Here is a 16,866-nt window from a genome sequence, read left to right on the forward strand (position 1 = left end):
TAATACAATCCATTTGTTAAAAAATCAGCTTAAGTACAAAAGGGATCACTATTATACCCAAACTTATTAAAACATAATTACGATAGAGCTTACTATCCTTAGCGGGATATAAGTTCATCAACTTATTATAACGATTGTTGTAAAATATAAGCAGGTAATTCAATAGCACAAAGGGGATAAAAAACACAAGTAAACCGGCAATGAAAGCATTTATGGCTTTATCCCGGGTTAGGTCGAGCGTAAAAAGGATAGGAATATCAGTAAAAAAACGAAGGAAAAACAATAATGTTAGCAGGTTAACCCCCTGAATCAAAGATATGGGGATAATTGTAAATGCCTTCCAATACTTGCCATCTTCGCCTTTCTTCGCCCTTTCCTGCGTAATGGCGTCAACCCAGATCTTATAATAAATGCTCAACATTTGTTTCAGATTTAGCATGCAACTATTTTAACTAACCTTAACGCCGCAGATAAGTTTGTTTTACTATTTTATAACTCACAATTGCTATATTCCGTTAGTAATGGCAAATCGTGACGAGATTTCGTCATTTCAAAGTCAAACAGATTACAAATAACTCATTATCAATAATATAACAAAAAGACATAAGTATTGATAAAACCTGTTTATTCTTAAGCAAATCACTTTTCAAAATACTATTAACCTTAAAAATCACTGTTATGCCAAATCATTTATCAACATTAGGAGTTATTCATACAGCCATAAGTCTTGTGGGAGTTGCCATCGGTTTTATTGCATTGTTTCAGGACGGGAAAATCGCCCCTAAAACAAAAAACGGCAGGCTTTACGGTGTTTTTACCGTGCTGGCCTGTTTATCCTCATTTTTGGTTATGAAAACCGGTCACCTGAGCAGTGCCCACAACCTTTCGTTTCTTATTTTAATATTATTGCCTGTTGTTTACTATGCCCCCTCCCTGCGCATTTTTGGCAGCAAGGCCGATTATGTACAAACTATAGGCATGACAGCCACCTTATTTTTCTCATTAGTACCTGCTGTAGTTGAAACGCTCACCAGACTTCCGGTTGAACAACCACTGGCTGAAGGACCTGGCTCTCCTGTAGTAAAAATGGGACTTTTGATCATGCTGGTGTTATTTATTCTGATTATGATATACCAGGCGATTAAACTAAAGGGCCAACGCAAAGGGTTTACTCCAGCTATGTGAATTGATATTTCGCCGGCACTTATGCCGATAATTTAAGCAAGGGGGAATCATGTATTCGTTAGGCTCAACGTGTGGCCGGCGGAATTAATAAAGTATAAACAAAAAAGCACCCCGACCGGGGTGCTTAAAAAACAAAACTAAATCAAATAACTTTATCCTGAAGTACCATCGAAAAAATACTTTTCATAGCAGCCCCGATATTGTCTTTATAGTTTATGGTCAATTTATAATTGTCGACAACAAACGCCGAATTGGTATAAAATTGAGCGTTAGAAGGGTCGGTACTGATAACATTACTACCTTCACTTACGATTTTTTTTTCGATAACAATGTTTAATCCATCTCCTTTAGTATGAAATTTCCCGGTGTACTGAACCGTTGTTGAATTACCATTTTTATAAGTTACATCAGCCAAAATAAAAGTACTATCCGACGAGAATACTAAATAACGCGCTTGTTCCCCCTCTTTAACCGGAATATACCACTGGCCAAAAAGGGATGTATTTTTTTTGACGGGTTGCTGCGCCTTGTCTTTTTTACAGGCGCCAAGAGAAAACAAAACCGATAGCAACAGGCAAACAGTTAAATTCTTAAATATCAATACAGGCTTAATCATAAAGTGAAGGTTTTACCTATCCGTACGATAGAAACTTTTAATTCGCTACACTAATAACAAAAAAAGACCGCTATGAAGAAGCAGTCTTTCGATATAGTAAGTTAACCAGGTTTTAATCAGCTTTGCTAACCCTGCCTGATCCCGCGTAACGGGTTGTACCAATTGTTGCAGTACCCGAATATACAACACTTCCTGAACCAGAAATACGCGCAGAAACTGTTTTACTGGCAATCAAATTAATATTTCCTGAACCTGCAATTGAAGCTTCAACAGTTTCAGTCCTCAACGATTTACCGTTGATCTCTCCCGAACCCGAAATACGGCAGTCGGCCATACCTGTACTGCCATTAACATCAATTGAGCCCGATCCGCTGATTTTCAGGTCCAAAGTACCTGATTTAACGGCAGTTTTAATATTCCCCGAACCGCTTAACGCAATTTTGGCATTTTCGGCGGTCATTGTACCATCAACAGTCGCATTTCCTGAACCGCTGTTAGCAAGGTATCCAAGGCTTTTTGCGGTGATGTAAATGTTGGCGCGTTGCATATTGCGGTGGTTTTTCCAGTGATCTTTAAATTCAACTTTTAATATGCCGTTTTCTACTTCAGTTTTAATATCATCAACTACATTGGCATCAACATCAAGTTTCAGGCTTTCGGTTCCATCAATTTTAATAAATACGTTAAACGGGCCACCACAGGCAATACCGTTATAACCCGATACGTTGCGGGTTACAGTTTGCGCGGAAGCATTAAAGGCTATCGAAACCGTTAGTAACGAAGCCATAAGTGAGAAGATTAGTTTTTTCATGATCGCGTGTTTAAGAATATGACGCTTTTTCAAAAAAAAACGTTGCAATTTTTTTGTTTTTTTTACCTCAACCAACTTCGGCAAAGATTCATTACAACCTGAAGTTAAGCGATATGTAAGGATACCAGCCTTCGCTTGAATGACCGGCCAGCAACTGTAATACTGTTAAACTTGCCGGTGCAAAATACAACCCGCCGCCGGTACCGGTATGCCATTTATCCGAATGCTCATCTTCTATCCAAACACGACCCGTATCATAAAAGCCTACCAAACCCAACTGGCCAGGTAAAATATAACTGGCTATATCAGCAAGTTTAACCCTTGCCTGTAAATTATTGAACACCATATGCTTGCCTGCAAACCGGTTTTGCAGATACCCCAATAGGTTGCCTTGTCCGCCCAAAAACATTGATTGATAAAAGGCCGGCTTTCCAAAACTTACACCGCCACCAACACGATCAGATAATACAATAGCACCGCCAGGGGTTAGTTTTTGATAGAAAGTAAACTCTGGCTTAATCTGTACAAAAGATTTGGAATAACTGTTAAGTCCTTCATAACCTTGTACCGTTACAGTAAAGTAGTATCCTTTAGTAGGCAGGATATTATTATCGCGCTGATTTGTAGCATAATTAACCAACGCACCAAGGTGCGCCTTATCTTTTCCAACTGTTAAACTATCATAAGAGTTGATAAGCGATGTTTGGTTAATGAACCTCCCGGTATTTTGTGAAAGATCAAGATGATAAAACTGAAATGAAGGACCAACACTGATATCACTGTTTTTGCCGGTATGCCAGCGTAAAGCCGGATCAAACTGATAAATATCATACCGTGTACGGTAGTAAGTACGATAACCAGGAAATTTATTTAACGGGCTTTCATTACCCAGGCCAAAAAAGTTCACCGTATTATCAGGCGACTGGATGTTGGCCTGCATAGTAAAATCAGCTTTGCCAACGGCATCTATCCATTCCCCCCGGTATTTGATCCTGAAAGCATCCGTAGCAAACGAATGGGTGATCATTACCTGCTGTAATGTTGAATAAGGCAATTTCCTGAAACCATCATGACCGGTATATTGAAAACCCAGGCCAAGTAAAAAGCCATCATCCTTATTTAATGCTGCAGTGGCGAGCGGCATCCACACATTGTATAAATTGGTGGGTAAAAACTGAGTATTTGAGGTATCATTTGAAAGATGCTTATTTAATTGGCCGACGTTGCCGGTAAAATTGGTGCTATCCCGCCGACCATAAAATTTTATTGTTTGTGCCGACTGCTTAACCTCAACAGTTTTACTACCCACACTATCAATCAATCTTAACTTAATGGGCGAATTGGCATTATTAATAACTATGCGGTCATCTCCGGCAGAAACATACAATCTTATTTCTTTAGTGATTTCGGGTTTGTACACCATATCCATAAACTGATCTTTGGTTTCGCCATCTTTATTCAGTTTATTAATTGTTATACGCATAGCCTTGTCGGGCGCATCGGCAACGGTGATCAGTTCACTTTTATCCGTAGCGCGGATATCCACTATTCTATTAGTAAATTTATAATACTCACTCATTGCTGCCGGTATATTATCCCGGCGTTGTTTTAATATGGCAAGCAACTCTTTATGCCTCAATCTATAGCTTTCTGCAGGCAGGCGTTTTAAACTTTCTTCAAGCACAGCATCAGTTTCGGCTTTAACAAATTCATTGGCAATCTGCATCCATCGTTCGTAGCCTATTTGTGCATCCGGATACTGCTTCATGAACCTTGTTTTAAAAAGAGAATATTTCACATGTGGAATCCCCCCTGTAAAATCTTCAAGTAAGGGATCTATCCATGGCAGAGCTGCAATACTCGGAAACACACCTTGTGTAACGTGAAATACCTGATCACGGTCACGTGGTACAGCAACATAGGTTTTACCTTTACCATTTTTAGTATCAGCCCAGCGCCATTGATCTTCGTGCCTGTCCCAATCACCCATTAAAAGATCAAGCATTCGGGCGCGTAAAAAGCCTTCCCCATCCAACCTGTTATCATAGCTTTTAAGCAGTTGCCCTTCCATTTTAAGGGTATTATCTGATGAACCAACAGGCTCCCTTTCTTCTATCAAACATACGGTACCAACAAATAACTTACTATATTGTCCAAGTGCGGGGTCGTCGGCTACAACACCTATAACCGGGTTGGCGTGCGGTACATGCGCAGCTTCGGCAAGCGGTGGCACAATCAAAGCGGAATATGGGTGCTGGCCGCTAAATTCATCACCAACCCAATCAACAGCAAAGGTACCCTGCAAATTTTCGGGCAAGAGTTTATCCGGTGTTTTTTCAACACTACGCAATACCCACTCGCGGCCGGTTTTATCTTCCAAACGTAACGACTTTGATTCCATACCACCACCTTGTTTAATAGGTGATAGTCCGCCATTTATTTGCGATAGTTTTATAACCGGAAGCTTCACTTTCATAGCCCAGTCCTTACGATAGTTTTCACCGAACAGCCAACGGTGAACCCCGCTTACATCGTCATATGAAGCATGAACACTTACAATGGTGCTGTCCGGAAATTTTTGCCAGGCCGATGGCGCTATGGCCTGCGCGTTTGCATACACCGCCGAACCTGTAAGGAATAAAAAAGTAAGTATCTTTTTTGTCATGAGGTAATGTGTTTAAGATGTAGGGCCTAAAATACTATAAATAAACTGCTTACAAGAGGCATACCAAACACGCAAGCATCTAAAATACAGATACTTAACAAAAATCAGCACAAAAACAAGTGGCGATATATCGTTATTTTAAAAGGCGATTCTGAATAACACAACAATATGGCTGTTATCTTAATAGTCTTTTAAACTCTTACACAGGTATAAAAATAATCAATCTGTAATCATTTTACACATCAGGCATGCGGTTATGTTATTACCGTTCTGATATTGACCGAAAAAGATTTTGAAAGCAAACAGCCTCTAAACACTAAATTTTATTAGTTTTATGATTGTATGACCCGCAACGATAAATCGCCACACATCCTTAACGCAGCATCAAATTTACTGGGCTTGTGCTTTGTGGTACTTACCTCATTGAAATTCCTGAAAATGTCCGACCGGACCTATATTGACGAGACAGTAACCATAGCACTTGTTTTCTTTATGCTAAGCTGTATACTTTCTTTTCTGTCTATCCGGGGAAATATAAAACCCGGTGGACGTTCGGAAGCCGTGGCCGATTACCTTTTCCTGGCTGGGATGATCGTATTATTTGTTACCGCCATCTTAATCATATTTAAGGTAATGGTTTAGCCACGCCTATTATAATAGGCTAAACTTTTATATGATCACCAATTACAAAGTCCTGCAATATTTAATGCACCTAAAAAAGGGCTGAGCCTCTGGCAACGCTTTTATTATTATTACATTCCCATTAAAAAAGCCAGTTAAATTAGGAATTATAATATCTATTTACTGTTTGTAAGAAAAATTTTGCAATAGTGTAAATTGATTGTAACTTGTATTTCAATTAACCTTACTGCATTTTACGTTTTTTAGTTTTATCTCCTGCACTATAACACTCTGTTTAAAGCAATTAACAGAGCGGCGCGTTTGTTAATAAATAATTTACTGAAAATTACGGCTTAACGATTTGATAACTTTGGGTTTTCATTATTTAAAAACTACCCTCCTACATTTATCAAATCATAAGTTTTAGCCGGATATGGCAACTTCTTATTTAAATTCTGAATCAGGAATTTGTAAAGAATTGGCTGTGCGATATTTTGATATTTGATATGACAACTACTCAACCTAACAATATTACTGTGCCATCCGGCCAATTTCTTTTCACGACGGCTAACTACAGAATCTATACAAAATCGGTCTATACCTTAATGCCTTTCACAAACAAAATTCCGGGAATAAAAAGCTAATTGAAATAAAAGGATGAAGAAAATATTATTCATTACCGGTTCAATTAACCAAACCACTCAAATGCACCAGATAGCTAATGAGCTGCCTGAGTTTGACTGCTGGTTTAGCCAGTTGTTTACTGATAATACTACCTTAAATACCATTATTAATAAAACTACCCTGCTTAGCGGCACAGTGCTTTCTACCAAATTCAGGCTTATTTCTGAAGAGTACCTTCAAAAACATGCTTTACAAATTGATTTCAGGGCACAAAAAAACAAATATGACCTTGTTGTATTCTGTACCGATTTGATTGTGCCTCCGCGCATGCGCAACATTAAAACCATTTGGGTGCAGGAGGGTATGATTGATCGTTACACTCCCTGGAGCAGTGTTGTTAAAGCCCTAAAGCTTCCTCCTACACTTTGCGGCAACACCTCGTTAAACGGTTCGTCAAACATATGTGATGTCTATTGTGCCGCATCAGAAGGTTACAAACAGTACTTTACAGGTAAAGGTACCAGCGAACGCAAAATTGTGGTAACAGGCATGCCAAACTATGATAACCTGGTTCAGCACGTTAATAATGATTTTCCGCACCACAACTATGTAATGGTAGCCACTACTGATATGCGCGAAACATTCCGCATTGAAAACAGGATTGCCTTTATTAAAAAAGCGGTAAAAATTGCCAATGGCCGCCCATTGCTCTTTAAGCTTCACCCTAACGAAAATTTTGCCAGGGCCGAAAAAGAAATCTACGCCAATACACCGGCCGGTACATTGGTATACAGTAAAGGCAATACCAACCATATGATAGCTAATTGCTGTGAGCTTATTACACAATACTCAACTGTAGTTTATACAGGTATTGCTTTAGGCAAAAAAGTTCATTCACTTTTTGATGTCGATGAGCTTAAAAGACTTGCACCGATACAAAACGATGGCGTATCAGCAAGAAATATCGCTGCCATTTGCCGCGGTTTTTTAAACCACGATGGCGATAAGAAAAGCTTTGACCCGCACGCGGCTATGGATAAATACCAGGTTAATAAGCCGGAGACGCAATTAACCGAAGAACTAATAGCTAACTGGTAATCATTTACCGTGAAACAGAAAATATTAATTGTAGTACAGGCCCGCATGGCTTCGAGCCGTTTACCGGGTAAGGTAATGCTGCCTATATTGGGGAAAAGCCTGCTGGCAAGGATGATTGAGCGGCTTAAAATGATCAGTCACGAGGCAGAAGTGATCATCGCCACATCCGAAACGCCGGCTGATGATATCATCATCAATGAAGCTATCAACATAGGTATCCCTTATTATCGCGGCAGTCTGAATAACCTGCTCGACAGGCATTACCAGGCAGCGAAATTGCATAATGCAGATGTTGTATTAAAGATCCCCTCTGATTGCCCGCTCATTGATCCGTGTATTGTGGACCATGTATTGGATTACTTTTTTGCCAACCGCAACGACTTTGATTTTGTAAGCAACCTCCACCCGGCAACATATCCCGATGGCAACGATGTGGAGATCATGACCATGGATTGCCTCACCAAAGCTTGGGAACAAGCAAGCCGGGAGCTGGAACTGGAGCATACCACTCCTTATATATGGGAAAATCCTCAATTATTCAGGCTTGGTAACGTAACCTGGCCTGCCGGTTTGGATTATTCCATGTCGCACCGGTTTACGATTGACTATGCAGAAGACTATTATTTCATAGAACGGGTATTCCGCGAATTATATGCAGATAACAATAATTTCTCATGCGATGATATCCTTAACCTGCTAACTCAAAAACCCGGAATCTATAATATCAATGCACAATATGCCGGGGTAAACTGGTACAGGCACCATGTAGATGAGCTAAAAACCATTACATCTGCCCAAACCAAACAGGCACCCTCAAAAAACTTACAGGAATTATAACAAGCGAATGATAACAGTGGAGAACAACAATTACCAGGAATTAACCGGCACCGCACTGAAGGTACGGGAGCACATCATCCGCATGTCTACCGATGGCGGGTGTTTTACAGGTGCATCGCTTTCAGCGGTGGATCTGATCGTTTATTTATACAGTCGCTTTTTGAACATCAATAAGGATAATCTTGATGATCCAAACCGCGATTACCTTTTTCTGTCAAAAGGCCATGATGTGCCTGCCTTGTACGGCACCTTTGCCGAACTGGGTTTATTAGAGAAAGAACGTTTAAAAAACCACCTGCTACTTAATGATCATATTTACTGGCACCCAAACACCAAAATTCCGGGCATTGAGTTTCACTCAGGCTCATTAGGCCATTTGCCTTCGGTAGCAATTGGTGTGGCTATGGACTTGAAGATCAGCGGCAGCACGAACAAAGTGATTTGTATTTTGGGTGATGGCGAATTGAACGAAGGTACTTGCTGGGAAGCTATACTGGTGGCCAATGCTTATAAACTGGATAACCTGCTATTCGTGGTTGACCGCAACCATTTCCAGGCTAATATGCGTACGGAAGACCTGATTCCACTGGAGCCGCTTGCCGACAAATTTGAAGCTTTTGGCGCGGCAGTTAAAAGAATAAACGGGCACAGCTTTGCCGAGCTTGACCAAGCTTTCGGCGCCTTCCCTTTCCAGGCCGGAAAACTGAATGTCATTATTGCCGATACCGTGCGTGGTAAAGGCCTGCCAAGCATACAGGAACGTGCCGACAGGTGGTTCTGCAATTTCAACGCAGACGAAATCCAGCAACTTTTACTGGAGCTGCATGGCGAACATCAAACAACATTAACATCAGAAACTTTAGTGGTGCGATAAGATGAGTTACGAAGAACTTTTAACCCAAACAGCGCTTGCCAACGAGCAGGTGATTGTAATGACTGCCGAGAACCGCGCGCTGGTACGTAACCTGCCCGGTATATTAGGCAAACGTTTTATTGATACCGGTATTACCGAGCAAACCATGATTGGTGCGGCGGCGGGCCTTGCCCTGCGTGGCCGTACCCCGGTAGCACACGCGCTTGCTGCTTTTTTAACCATGCGTGCGTTTGAGTTTGTACGCACCGACGTTGGCATCGCCAATTTGCCGGTTAAGTTGAGCTCATTCATCCCCGGTTTTTTATCAGATGGTAACGGGCCAACCCACCAGGCTGTTGAAGATATCTCGATTATGCGTGGCATCCCTAATGTAACCGTATTTGCCCCGGCTGATGAAGATGACCTGGTAAAAATGCTGCCTCAGATCTGGGAAAGCAAAAGCCCGGCATATACCCGCATTAACACACGCAAAACCACTTACGTACACGAACCTTTTACCCCAGGCAAAGCCGAAGTGATAGCTGAGGGCAGCGATGTAACCATTTTAACCTACGGCTTATTATTTGAGCAGGCGCTCATCGCTGTTGAAATGCTGAAAAGCGAAGGCCTTTCTGTGGGTTTGATCAACATGCGTAGCCTTAAACCTGTTGATGAGCAGGCTATATTGAAAGCATCGGCACAAAGCAAACTGGTGGTTACACTTGAAGATCACTTTTTAACCGGTGGCCTGTACACCATTGTAGCAGAGGTTTTATTAAAACATCGTACCACAGCTAATGTACTACCTATGGCACTGAACGAAAAATGGTTCAGGCCGGCACTGCTTCCATCAGTATTAGAGCACGAAGGATTTACAGGCAAGCAGATTGCCGAAAAAATACTGGGCTACCAAACTACCCACAACCAACCACAAATTTTAACACCTGAATTTTCAGAATAAAAATATTGACCATGGCTAATAAAATAGACCTTAACAACGATTATCCAAACATTACCGAGTCAGATAAATTATACGAACGCGCTTTAAAGGTTCAGAAACCGGTTACCCAAACCCTTGCCAAAGGCCCGGGGCAATTTACCAAAGGCGTAGCGCCAAAATACCTTGTAAAAGGTAAAGGATCGCACGTATGGGACGTTGACGGTAACGAATACATCGATTTAAACTCGGCCATCGGCCCAATCTCTTTGGGTTATGCCTACCCCGCCGTTGATGAAGCTATCCGTCGGCAATTAAATGATGGCATCACCTTTTCACTGATGCATCCTTTAGAGGTTGAGCTTTCGGAACTGGTACAACAAGTTGTGCCTAATGCCGAAGCGGTAAAGATCTCTAAAACAGGAGCTGATGTTTGTTCGGCAGCTATCCGCGTGGCACGTGCATTTACCGGCAGGGATAAAGTATTTTGCTGTGGTTACCATGGCTGGCATGACTGGTATATTGGTATTACCAGCCGTAACTCGGGTGTGCCTGAAGCTATCCAGGATTTAACTTACACTTTTGAATATAATGACATTGAATCAGTAAAAGCGGCTTTGGATGAAACAGTTGCAGCCCTTATACTGGAGCCTTTCATTTTTGAGGCACCGAAACCGGGATATCTGCAGGAGCTTGCAGAAGTTTGCAAAGCTAATGGCACCCTGCTCATTTTTGACGAAATGTGGACAGGCTTCCGTGTAGCAGTTGGTGGCGCGCAGGAGTATTTCAATGTGAAAGCTGATTTGGCTGTGTTTTCAAAAGCATGTGCCAACGGTATGCCAATAGCATTGTTAACAGGCCGTGCCGATGTGATGGAGTTGTTCAACTCTGAAGTATTCAGCTATACAACCTTTGGCGGCGAGGCTTTATCATTAGCGGCTTGCATCGCTACTATCAATGAGCTTCGCGATAAAAAGGTACCACAATACCTTGACGAGCATGGTGCACTTTTAAAAGATGGCTACAACAGCCTTGCCATTGAGTTAGGCGTTGATAAATACACCCGTTGTGTAGGTTTTAACTGCCGCAGCATGGTAACCTTTACTCCTGATGCCGGTAACGGACTGGAAGTGAAAACTTTCATGCAGCAGGAAATGATAAAACGCGGTGTGCTTTGGGCAGGCTTCCATAATATGTGTTACAGCCATAGCACCGAAGATATCGACTACATCCTTGCTGCTTACCGTGATGTATTGCCATTGCTAAAAGCAGCCATCGAAAGCGGTAATATCAAAGATCAACTGAAAGGCGAAGTGTTAGAGGCCGTTTTCCGTAAGGTGAGCAATTACAACATCAAACCTAAAAGTATAGCCTAAGTCATGGATCTGTTTTCATTAAAAGGGAAAACTGCAGTTGTAACGGGTGCTTTAGGGCTCATCGGTCGTAAACATTGCGAAGCCCTTGCAGCAGCAGGTGCAAACGTAATAGTGGCCGATATAAATGCTGAAGCAACCAGGGCATTTGCCGCAGAACTGGGCGATAATCATTTAGGGCTGGGCGTTGACGTAACCAGCAAAGAATCATTAATTGATGCGCTCAATGCAGCACTTGATAAATATGATTCGGTTGATGTGTTGGTAAACAACGCCGCCATTAACGATAAGTTCGAGAACCCGGCCATGGCCAAGGAGTTATCTGCGTTTGAAAACTATCCGTTGGAGGCTTTTCAGCAATCGCTTAATGTAAATGTTACCGGCGTATTCTTATGTTCACAGGTATTTGGTACACACATGGCCTTGCAACGCAGCGGTAGTATCATCAACATAGCATCAACATATGGCATGGTTGGGCCCGATCAAAGCATTTACCGCGATTCGCACGGTCAGCAAACTTTTTACAAGTCGGCAGCCTACCCGGTTACCAAGGGTGCTATTATTAATTTCACCCGCTTTTTGGCCGCCTATTGGGGTCATACGGGTGTGAGGGTAAATACCCTTTCTCCGGGCGGCGTTGAAGCCGGGCAAACCGAAGATTTCATTGGCAACTATTCAGCAAAAACTTTATTAGGGCGCATGGCCCAAGCGTCAGACTATCAGGGCGCGCTTATATTCCTGGCCAGCGAGGCATCGGCTTATATGACCGGCGCTAACCTGGTTGTGGACGGGGGGTGGACAGCTATTTAATTTAAACCAACTATTATGAACGAGATTTTAAAACAAAAAGCGGCCGGCATTAAATTATTGCTTACCGACAACGATGGGGTTTTAACAGATGCCGGAGTATACTACAATCACGACGGCGAGCTTTTAAAAAAATTCAGCATGCGCGATGGTATGGGGGTTGAACGCCTTCGCAAATTTGCTGATGTAAATACTGGTATTATTACCGGCGAAAACTCGCCGTCATTAATTAAAAGAGCAGAAAAATTACACATCACCGAACTGCATTTAGGTACAAAAGATAAAGTAGCTGCTTTTAAAGAAATTTGCGGCCGCTTAGAGCTGCAACCTACCGAAGTTGCTTTTATCGGCGATGATTACAACGACCTGGAAGTGATGAAACTGGCCGGCCTTACCGCGTCTCCTGCCGATGCTTTACCGCACGTTAAAGCACAGGTAGACTTCGTAAGTTCATTAAATGGTGGCGACGGGTGCTTCCGGGAGTTTGCCGAACTGATTATCGAAGCCAAAAACGAAAAATACTTATCGGGTAAAAGAAATGGCACCATCACTTTACAAAACGGCCGGATAATTGGCAAAGGCCAGCCAAGCTATATCATTGCCGAAATTGGCATCAACCACAATGGTTCACTTGATATTTGTAAGAAATTAATTGATGAGGCTGTAGCAGCCAAAGCCGATGCGGTTAAATTTCAAAAACGCACACCTGAAATTTGCGTGCCGCGCGATCAGTGGGAAATTATGCGTGACACCCCATGGGGCCGCATTACCTATATCGACTACAAACGTAAAACCGAATTTGGCATAGCCGAATATGCAACCATCGACCAATATTGCAAAAAAGTAGGTATCGACTGGTTTGTATCTGCCTGGGACTCACCATCTGTCGATTTTATGGAACAGTTTGATACCATCCTATACAAACTGGCGTCGGCGTCATTAACCGACTTTGCCCTGATCCAGCGTATCCTTGAAACCGGCAAACCGTTAATGCTTTCAACCGGTATGTCGACCATGAAAGAGATCGAAACAACTATGGATTATATCAATGCCTTTGATGAAAACTATCCACTGTTTATTGCTCATTCAACTTCGGCTTATCCATGCCCTCCGCATGAGCTTAACCTTAAAATGATCCAGACGCTGGAGAATAAATATCCGGGCATCCCTATCGGCTATTCGGGCCACGAAACAGGTTTGGCAACTACCGTAGGTGCAGTAGCTATGGGCGCAACCTTTGTTGAGCGCCACTTTACGCTCGACCGTGCCATGTGGGGATCTGACCACGCTGCTTCTGTTGAGCCTCAGGGTTTACAACGTTTAGTGCGCGACATCAGGGATGTTGAAACGGCAGCGGGTGACGGTGAAAAACGTGTTTACGAATCAGAACTTGCACCAATGAAACGTTTAAGGGTAAACATCAGCGACGAATATAAAGAGAAACCAAGCGTTAAATTATAATGTCTCCGGAAAAACTAACTACCATAATAACATCCATTATCCTTTTTTGCTGGATAGGGTTCATCATTGCCTGGGAACGGATTTCACCTTACAGAAAAGGCTTGAAATTTTTCAGGGAAGGTTTTTGGATTGATTTAGTGTGGTATACACTGATACAAAGTTATTTTTTAAAAATCCTCATTTTCGATTATATCATTAAGCCTTTAGAGGCGCATTTTGATCTGTCGCATATGCATTTAATAAGTAACTGGCCTGTAGCATTACAAGTTTTGTTTTTCCTGCTTACGCATGACCTTTATATTTATTTGTTTCACCGCTTTCAGCACTCCAATAAATTTTTCTGGCGTATTCATGAGGCGCACCACTCGGGCAAGGAGGTTGACTTTTTAGCCGGTTCGCGTTCGCATATCATGGAGATCATCATTAATCAAACCATTGAGTTTGCACCTATCATTTTGTTAGGTGCCAACCCAATAGTTATACCGATAAAAGCTATGTTAGATGCCATGTTTGGCATGTTTATACACGGCAATATTAAGGTAAACATGGGCAAGCTTAAGTACATCATTAACTCGCCCCAATTGCATTTATGGCACCATGCCAATTACCAGGAAGTTTTTCACGCCAACTTCGCAACGAAGTTTTCATTTTGGGATTACCTTTTCGGTACCGTTTATGACCCGGGCCACACGCCTGGCAACAAGCCCGAAAACTGGGGCCTCTATTATGATTACCCCAAAGATTACTTTTTGCAGCATGCATTCAGCGTAAAACGCTTCGACGAAAAAACGCTGCTCAAATACCGCTGGTTTAACTGGTATTATCACCTGCGGCCACGGTTTATGAATTGGATGAAAACTTTACTTCCTGTTAAAATAAACAATGCACCTAAATTGGAGATTGAGCAGCAACCCGTTACCTTAGTATCCGAACAAGAAAACGTACTACAACAAAACTAAAAACATATTGGCCTGGCTATATATTTTAATCGCAGCCGCATTTGAAGCGGCCTGGACATTCTCGCTAAAATTCATGAAATTCAGCGATTTGAAGGCACTTCGTCTTAATTCTGTTTTAAGCCTGCAACATGGCCTGCCAGTATGGTTACCTTTTGTAGGTTACATTGTTTTCGGCATAGGCAACATCTACTTTTTTTCGCTGGCAATAAAACTGGTGCCAACAGCCGTAGCATATGCTGTATGGACAGCGGTAACCCTCATCCTGATCAAATTAGTAGAGGTTTCGTTTTTAAATCAGCGCCTCTCCTACGTGGAAATATTTTTCATGCTACTGATCATGACAGGTGTTTTAGGTTTGAAATTTTATGGACCGGAAATAAAGTAAGCCTGGCGAGTTATTTACCCAACGCCTCCTTTTTTAGTTTTGCCTTCAAAGTATCAAACCGTACCCAATAAAGGCAACAATCCTTTTCACTGGTGCCTTTGGTATAAATCAGGTATTTACCATCAGGAGTAACATATTCACCCCAGCGGTGGGCATCACCATCATTAATCAGCGGACCAAGGTTTAACGGTGCTGTCCAGCTATGATCGGGCTTACGAAAAGTGATCCCGAGCTCACATTCGTAATCTGGCTTTTCCTTATAGCTGATGATCATGTATGACTCATCGGACGCTACATAGAAATCGCCGTCGAATGCCGGTGTATTGATAACCGGTCCTAAGCTTTTAATAACTGTATCTGTTTTGGAGATGGTAAGCGTGCAGAAATCGTAAGTACTATAGTCCCTTACGTTGCCCTTATCACCGTTACTACCTACATAAAAAGTTCCGCTGTTGGTCGGCATAAAATTGTAAAGGCCATAACCCTTTTTCAGAAATACATATGGATCTGTCCAACCATCTTTGTTGCGATGTGATATCCAAACATATGAATGTTTACCATCGCCTTTGCCTGCAAAGTACATGCTCCTGCCATCAACAGAAAAAGTTGGTGTGCTATAATCATAGTTAAGTACAAAAGGGCCTTGCCATCTGTTATCATCATATTTAAAATAACGGATCTTATTACCTTTTGCATTAAACCAGTGTATGGAATTGCCGTAATAGAACTCCTTGCCATTTGCAGAAAAGGCCGACCGCCCCATGGCTATGCCACTATCGGGCACCAACATGTGTTGCGCAAAAACACGCGGTGTATCGTTAGGGCGCTGCTGTCCAAGATAAGCGTCCTTGCTATTGAAAAAATTGCTTTGAGCGCTTACACAGCTATAAAAGCAGCACAACACAAGCAGGAAAATTAAAATTCTCATGGTAAAATGGTTATGTTTATTTTATTGGATTTACTATCTGCAAAACAAAGTTAGCGGTGGTTAATTACAAACACCGGTTCAAACCCATTCAAGTTTGTTTCAATTAAAATCAAGTTGTTTTGCCCGTACCATATTCCTCCAGATTGCTCTCTTAAATTAGTGTAAATCAAAATAAAAGCACTTATGAAAAAGGCCATTTTATTAATCATCACCGCCGCCCTGCTTGGTACCGGTGCCGTGGTAAAAGCAACCGGCAGTTTAGAAGTACCAGTCGCTGTAAAGCAAAGCCTCGCCAAAAAATATCCAAATGCCACAAAAGTTACCTGGGAAAAAGAAAAAGGAAATTATGAAGCCAATTGGGGAGGCAAATCGGGCGAGGATACTTCGGTAACTTTTACCCCCAAAGGCGAATTTGTAGAAGAGGGGGATGCCATACCGGTTAACCAACTACCTCCTGCTGTTTTTGAATATGTTAAAACTAATTATAAAGGCACAAAAATTAAAGAAGCCGGGCGTGTAACCAATGCGGCGGGCAAAAAGATGTTTGAGGCAGAAATAAAAGGGAAAGATCTGTTATTTGACCAAAAAGGAAAGTTCATTAAAATTGATTGAATATAGCCGTCACAATCCTGTTAATCTTAAAATAATACTATCTTTTGTAACAATTCAAATTTAATTTGTACGTTTAAAACAATTGAAAAGCATA

General features: G+C 41.8%; 17 protein-coding genes. 12 read left to right on the forward strand and 5 right to left on the reverse strand.

What is annotated here, in order from left to right; translation table 11 throughout:
- Nucleotides 1-16 precede the first annotated feature (16 nt).
- Entirely contained in the window at nucleotides 17-439 is a 423-nt protein-coding gene (locus FHW88_RS19025; RefSeq protein ID WP_176627524.1) for a hypothetical protein, read from the reverse strand.
- A 239-nt stretch (nucleotides 440-678) separates the two neighbouring features.
- On the opposite strand from FHW88_RS19025, the gene FHW88_RS19030 reads away from it, so the two are divergent.
- Nucleotides 679-1,185 (forward strand): hypothetical protein, encoded by a 507-nt coding sequence (locus FHW88_RS19030; RefSeq protein WP_176627525.1) that lies wholly within the window; start codon nucleotides 679-681, stop codon nucleotides 1,183-1,185.
- Between the two features lie 142 nt (nucleotides 1,186-1,327).
- On the opposite strand, the gene FHW88_RS19035 is transcribed toward FHW88_RS19030, so the two are convergent.
- The 3 genes from FHW88_RS19035 to FHW88_RS19045 form a co-directional block, all read right to left on the reverse strand.
- On the reverse strand, nucleotides 1,328-1,801 hold the full coding sequence (locus tag FHW88_RS19035) for a hypothetical protein (RefSeq protein ID WP_176627526.1): 474 nt from the start codon (nucleotides 1,799-1,801) through the stop codon (nucleotides 1,328-1,330).
- 112 nt (nucleotides 1,802-1,913) lie between these two features.
- Nucleotides 1,914-2,612, reverse strand: coding sequence for a head GIN domain-containing protein (locus FHW88_RS19040; protein WP_090526860.1), 699 nt, complete (start codon nucleotides 2,610-2,612; stop codon nucleotides 1,914-1,916).
- Nucleotides 2,613-2,703: 91 nt separating this feature from the next.
- The gene (locus FHW88_RS19045) at nucleotides 2,704-5,277 is read right to left on the reverse strand and encodes a BamA/TamA family outer membrane protein (protein ID WP_176627527.1); all 2,574 of its coding nucleotides are present in this window, start codon (nucleotides 5,275-5,277) and stop codon (nucleotides 2,704-2,706) included.
- A 342-nt stretch (nucleotides 5,278-5,619) separates the two neighbouring features.
- Here FHW88_RS19045 and FHW88_RS19050 point away from each other — a divergent pair, with 342 nt between their 5' ends.
- From FHW88_RS19050 to FHW88_RS19100, 10 genes are all read left to right on the forward strand, one after another.
- Nucleotides 5,620-5,919 carry a hypothetical protein gene (locus tag FHW88_RS19050; protein WP_176627528.1) on the forward strand — a complete coding sequence of 100 codons (300 nt, stop codon included), beginning with the start codon at nucleotides 5,620-5,622 and terminating at the stop codon, nucleotides 5,917-5,919.
- A gap of 636 nt (nucleotides 5,920-6,555) precedes the next feature.
- Nucleotides 6,556-7,620 (forward strand): hypothetical protein, encoded by a 1,065-nt coding sequence (locus FHW88_RS19055; RefSeq protein WP_090526855.1) that lies wholly within the window; start codon nucleotides 6,556-6,558, stop codon nucleotides 7,618-7,620.
- A 9-nt stretch (nucleotides 7,621-7,629) separates the two neighbouring features.
- Nucleotides 7,630-8,457, forward strand: coding sequence for a glycosyltransferase family protein (locus FHW88_RS19060; RefSeq protein ID WP_317171372.1), 828 nt, complete (start codon nucleotides 7,630-7,632; stop codon nucleotides 8,455-8,457).
- A gap of 7 nt (nucleotides 8,458-8,464) precedes the next feature.
- On the forward strand, nucleotides 8,465-9,331 hold the full coding sequence (locus tag FHW88_RS19065) for a transketolase (protein ID WP_176627529.1): 867 nt from the start codon (nucleotides 8,465-8,467) through the stop codon (nucleotides 9,329-9,331).
- A gap of 1 nt (nucleotide 9,332) precedes the next feature.
- Nucleotides 9,333-10,271 carry a transketolase family protein gene (locus tag FHW88_RS19070; protein ID WP_176627530.1) on the forward strand — a complete coding sequence of 313 codons (939 nt, stop codon included), beginning with the start codon at nucleotides 9,333-9,335 and terminating at the stop codon, nucleotides 10,269-10,271.
- 11 nt (nucleotides 10,272-10,282) lie between these two features.
- Nucleotides 10,283-11,623, forward strand: coding sequence for an aminotransferase class III-fold pyridoxal phosphate-dependent enzyme (locus FHW88_RS19075; RefSeq protein WP_176627531.1), 1,341 nt, complete (start codon nucleotides 10,283-10,285; stop codon nucleotides 11,621-11,623).
- Nucleotides 11,624-11,626: 3 nt separating this feature from the next.
- Entirely contained in the window at nucleotides 11,627-12,430 is an 804-nt protein-coding gene (locus FHW88_RS19080; RefSeq protein ID WP_176627532.1) for an SDR family oxidoreductase, read from the forward strand.
- Between the two features lie 15 nt (nucleotides 12,431-12,445).
- Nucleotides 12,446-13,888, forward strand: coding sequence for an N-acetylneuraminate synthase family protein (locus FHW88_RS19090; RefSeq protein ID WP_255485372.1), 1,443 nt, complete (start codon nucleotides 12,446-12,448; stop codon nucleotides 13,886-13,888).
- On the forward strand, nucleotides 13,888-14,847 hold the full coding sequence (locus FHW88_RS19095) for a sterol desaturase family protein (RefSeq protein ID WP_176627533.1): 960 nt from the start codon (nucleotides 13,888-13,890) through the stop codon (nucleotides 14,845-14,847). Before FHW88_RS19090 ends, FHW88_RS19095 begins: the two co-directional genes overlap by 1 nt.
- A 7-nt stretch (nucleotides 14,848-14,854) precedes the next feature.
- A complete protein-coding gene (locus FHW88_RS19100) occupies nucleotides 14,855-15,232 on the forward strand; it encodes a DMT family transporter (RefSeq protein ID WP_208102497.1) in 378 nt (125 codons plus the stop codon).
- 10 nt (nucleotides 15,233-15,242) lie between these two features.
- Here the strand turns inward: FHW88_RS19100 and FHW88_RS19105 are convergent, their stop codons facing one another.
- Entirely contained in the window at nucleotides 15,243-16,160 is a 918-nt protein-coding gene (locus FHW88_RS19105) for a PD40 domain-containing protein (RefSeq protein WP_090526841.1), read from the reverse strand.
- A gap of 183 nt (nucleotides 16,161-16,343) precedes the next feature.
- Between FHW88_RS19105 and FHW88_RS19110 the strand changes: the two genes are divergently transcribed.
- Nucleotides 16,344-16,772 carry a PepSY-like domain-containing protein gene (locus FHW88_RS19110; protein WP_176627534.1) on the forward strand — a complete coding sequence of 143 codons (429 nt, stop codon included), beginning with the start codon at nucleotides 16,344-16,346 and terminating at the stop codon, nucleotides 16,770-16,772.
- Nucleotides 16,773-16,866 lie beyond the last annotated feature (94 nt).

Origin of the sequence: Mucilaginibacter sp. SG538B (assembly GCF_013376065.1) — a bacterium.
GTDB classification, from domain to species: Bacteria; Bacteroidota; Bacteroidia; order Sphingobacteriales; family Sphingobacteriaceae; genus Mucilaginibacter; species Mucilaginibacter rubeus.

Excerpts from the sequence above, each read along its gene's own strand:
- FHW88_RS19050 (WP_176627528.1), top strand. The coding sequence starts at position 5,620 with ATGACCCGCAACGATAAATCGCCACACATCCTTAACGCAGCATCAAAT.
- FHW88_RS19105 (WP_090526841.1), bottom strand. The coding sequence starts at position 16,160 with ATGAGAATTTTAATTTTCCTGCTTGTGTTGTGCTGCTTTTATAGCTGT.
- FHW88_RS19035 (WP_176627526.1), bottom strand. The coding sequence starts at position 1,801 with ATGATTAAGCCTGTATTGATATTTAAGAATTTAACTGTTTGCCTGTTG.
- FHW88_RS19070 (WP_176627530.1), top strand. The coding sequence starts at position 9,333 with ATGAGTTACGAAGAACTTTTAACCCAAACAGCGCTTGCCAACGAGCAG.
- FHW88_RS19065 (WP_176627529.1), top strand. The coding sequence starts at position 8,465 with ATGATAACAGTGGAGAACAACAATTACCAGGAATTAACCGGCACCGCA.
- FHW88_RS19080 (WP_176627532.1), top strand. The coding sequence starts at position 11,627 with ATGGATCTGTTTTCATTAAAAGGGAAAACTGCAGTTGTAACGGGTGCT.
- FHW88_RS19025 (WP_176627524.1), bottom strand. The coding sequence starts at position 439 with ATGCTAAATCTGAAACAAATGTTGAGCATTTATTATAAGATCTGGGTT.
- FHW88_RS19075 (WP_176627531.1), top strand. The coding sequence starts at position 10,283 with ATGGCTAATAAAATAGACCTTAACAACGATTATCCAAACATTACCGAG.
- FHW88_RS19110 (WP_176627534.1), top strand. The coding sequence starts at position 16,344 with ATGAAAAAGGCCATTTTATTAATCATCACCGCCGCCCTGCTTGGTACC.
- FHW88_RS19055 (WP_090526855.1), top strand. The coding sequence starts at position 6,556 with ATGAAGAAAATATTATTCATTACCGGTTCAATTAACCAAACCACTCAA.
- FHW88_RS19030 (WP_176627525.1), top strand. The coding sequence starts at position 679 with ATGCCAAATCATTTATCAACATTAGGAGTTATTCATACAGCCATAAGT.
- FHW88_RS19045 (WP_176627527.1), bottom strand. The coding sequence starts at position 5,277 with ATGACAAAAAAGATACTTACTTTTTTATTCCTTACAGGTTCGGCGGTG.
- FHW88_RS19090 (WP_255485372.1), top strand. The coding sequence starts at position 12,446 with ATGAACGAGATTTTAAAACAAAAAGCGGCCGGCATTAAATTATTGCTT.
- FHW88_RS19095 (WP_176627533.1), top strand. The coding sequence starts at position 13,888 with ATGTCTCCGGAAAAACTAACTACCATAATAACATCCATTATCCTTTTT.
- FHW88_RS19040 (WP_090526860.1), bottom strand. The coding sequence starts at position 2,612 with ATGAAAAAACTAATCTTCTCACTTATGGCTTCGTTACTAACGGTTTCG.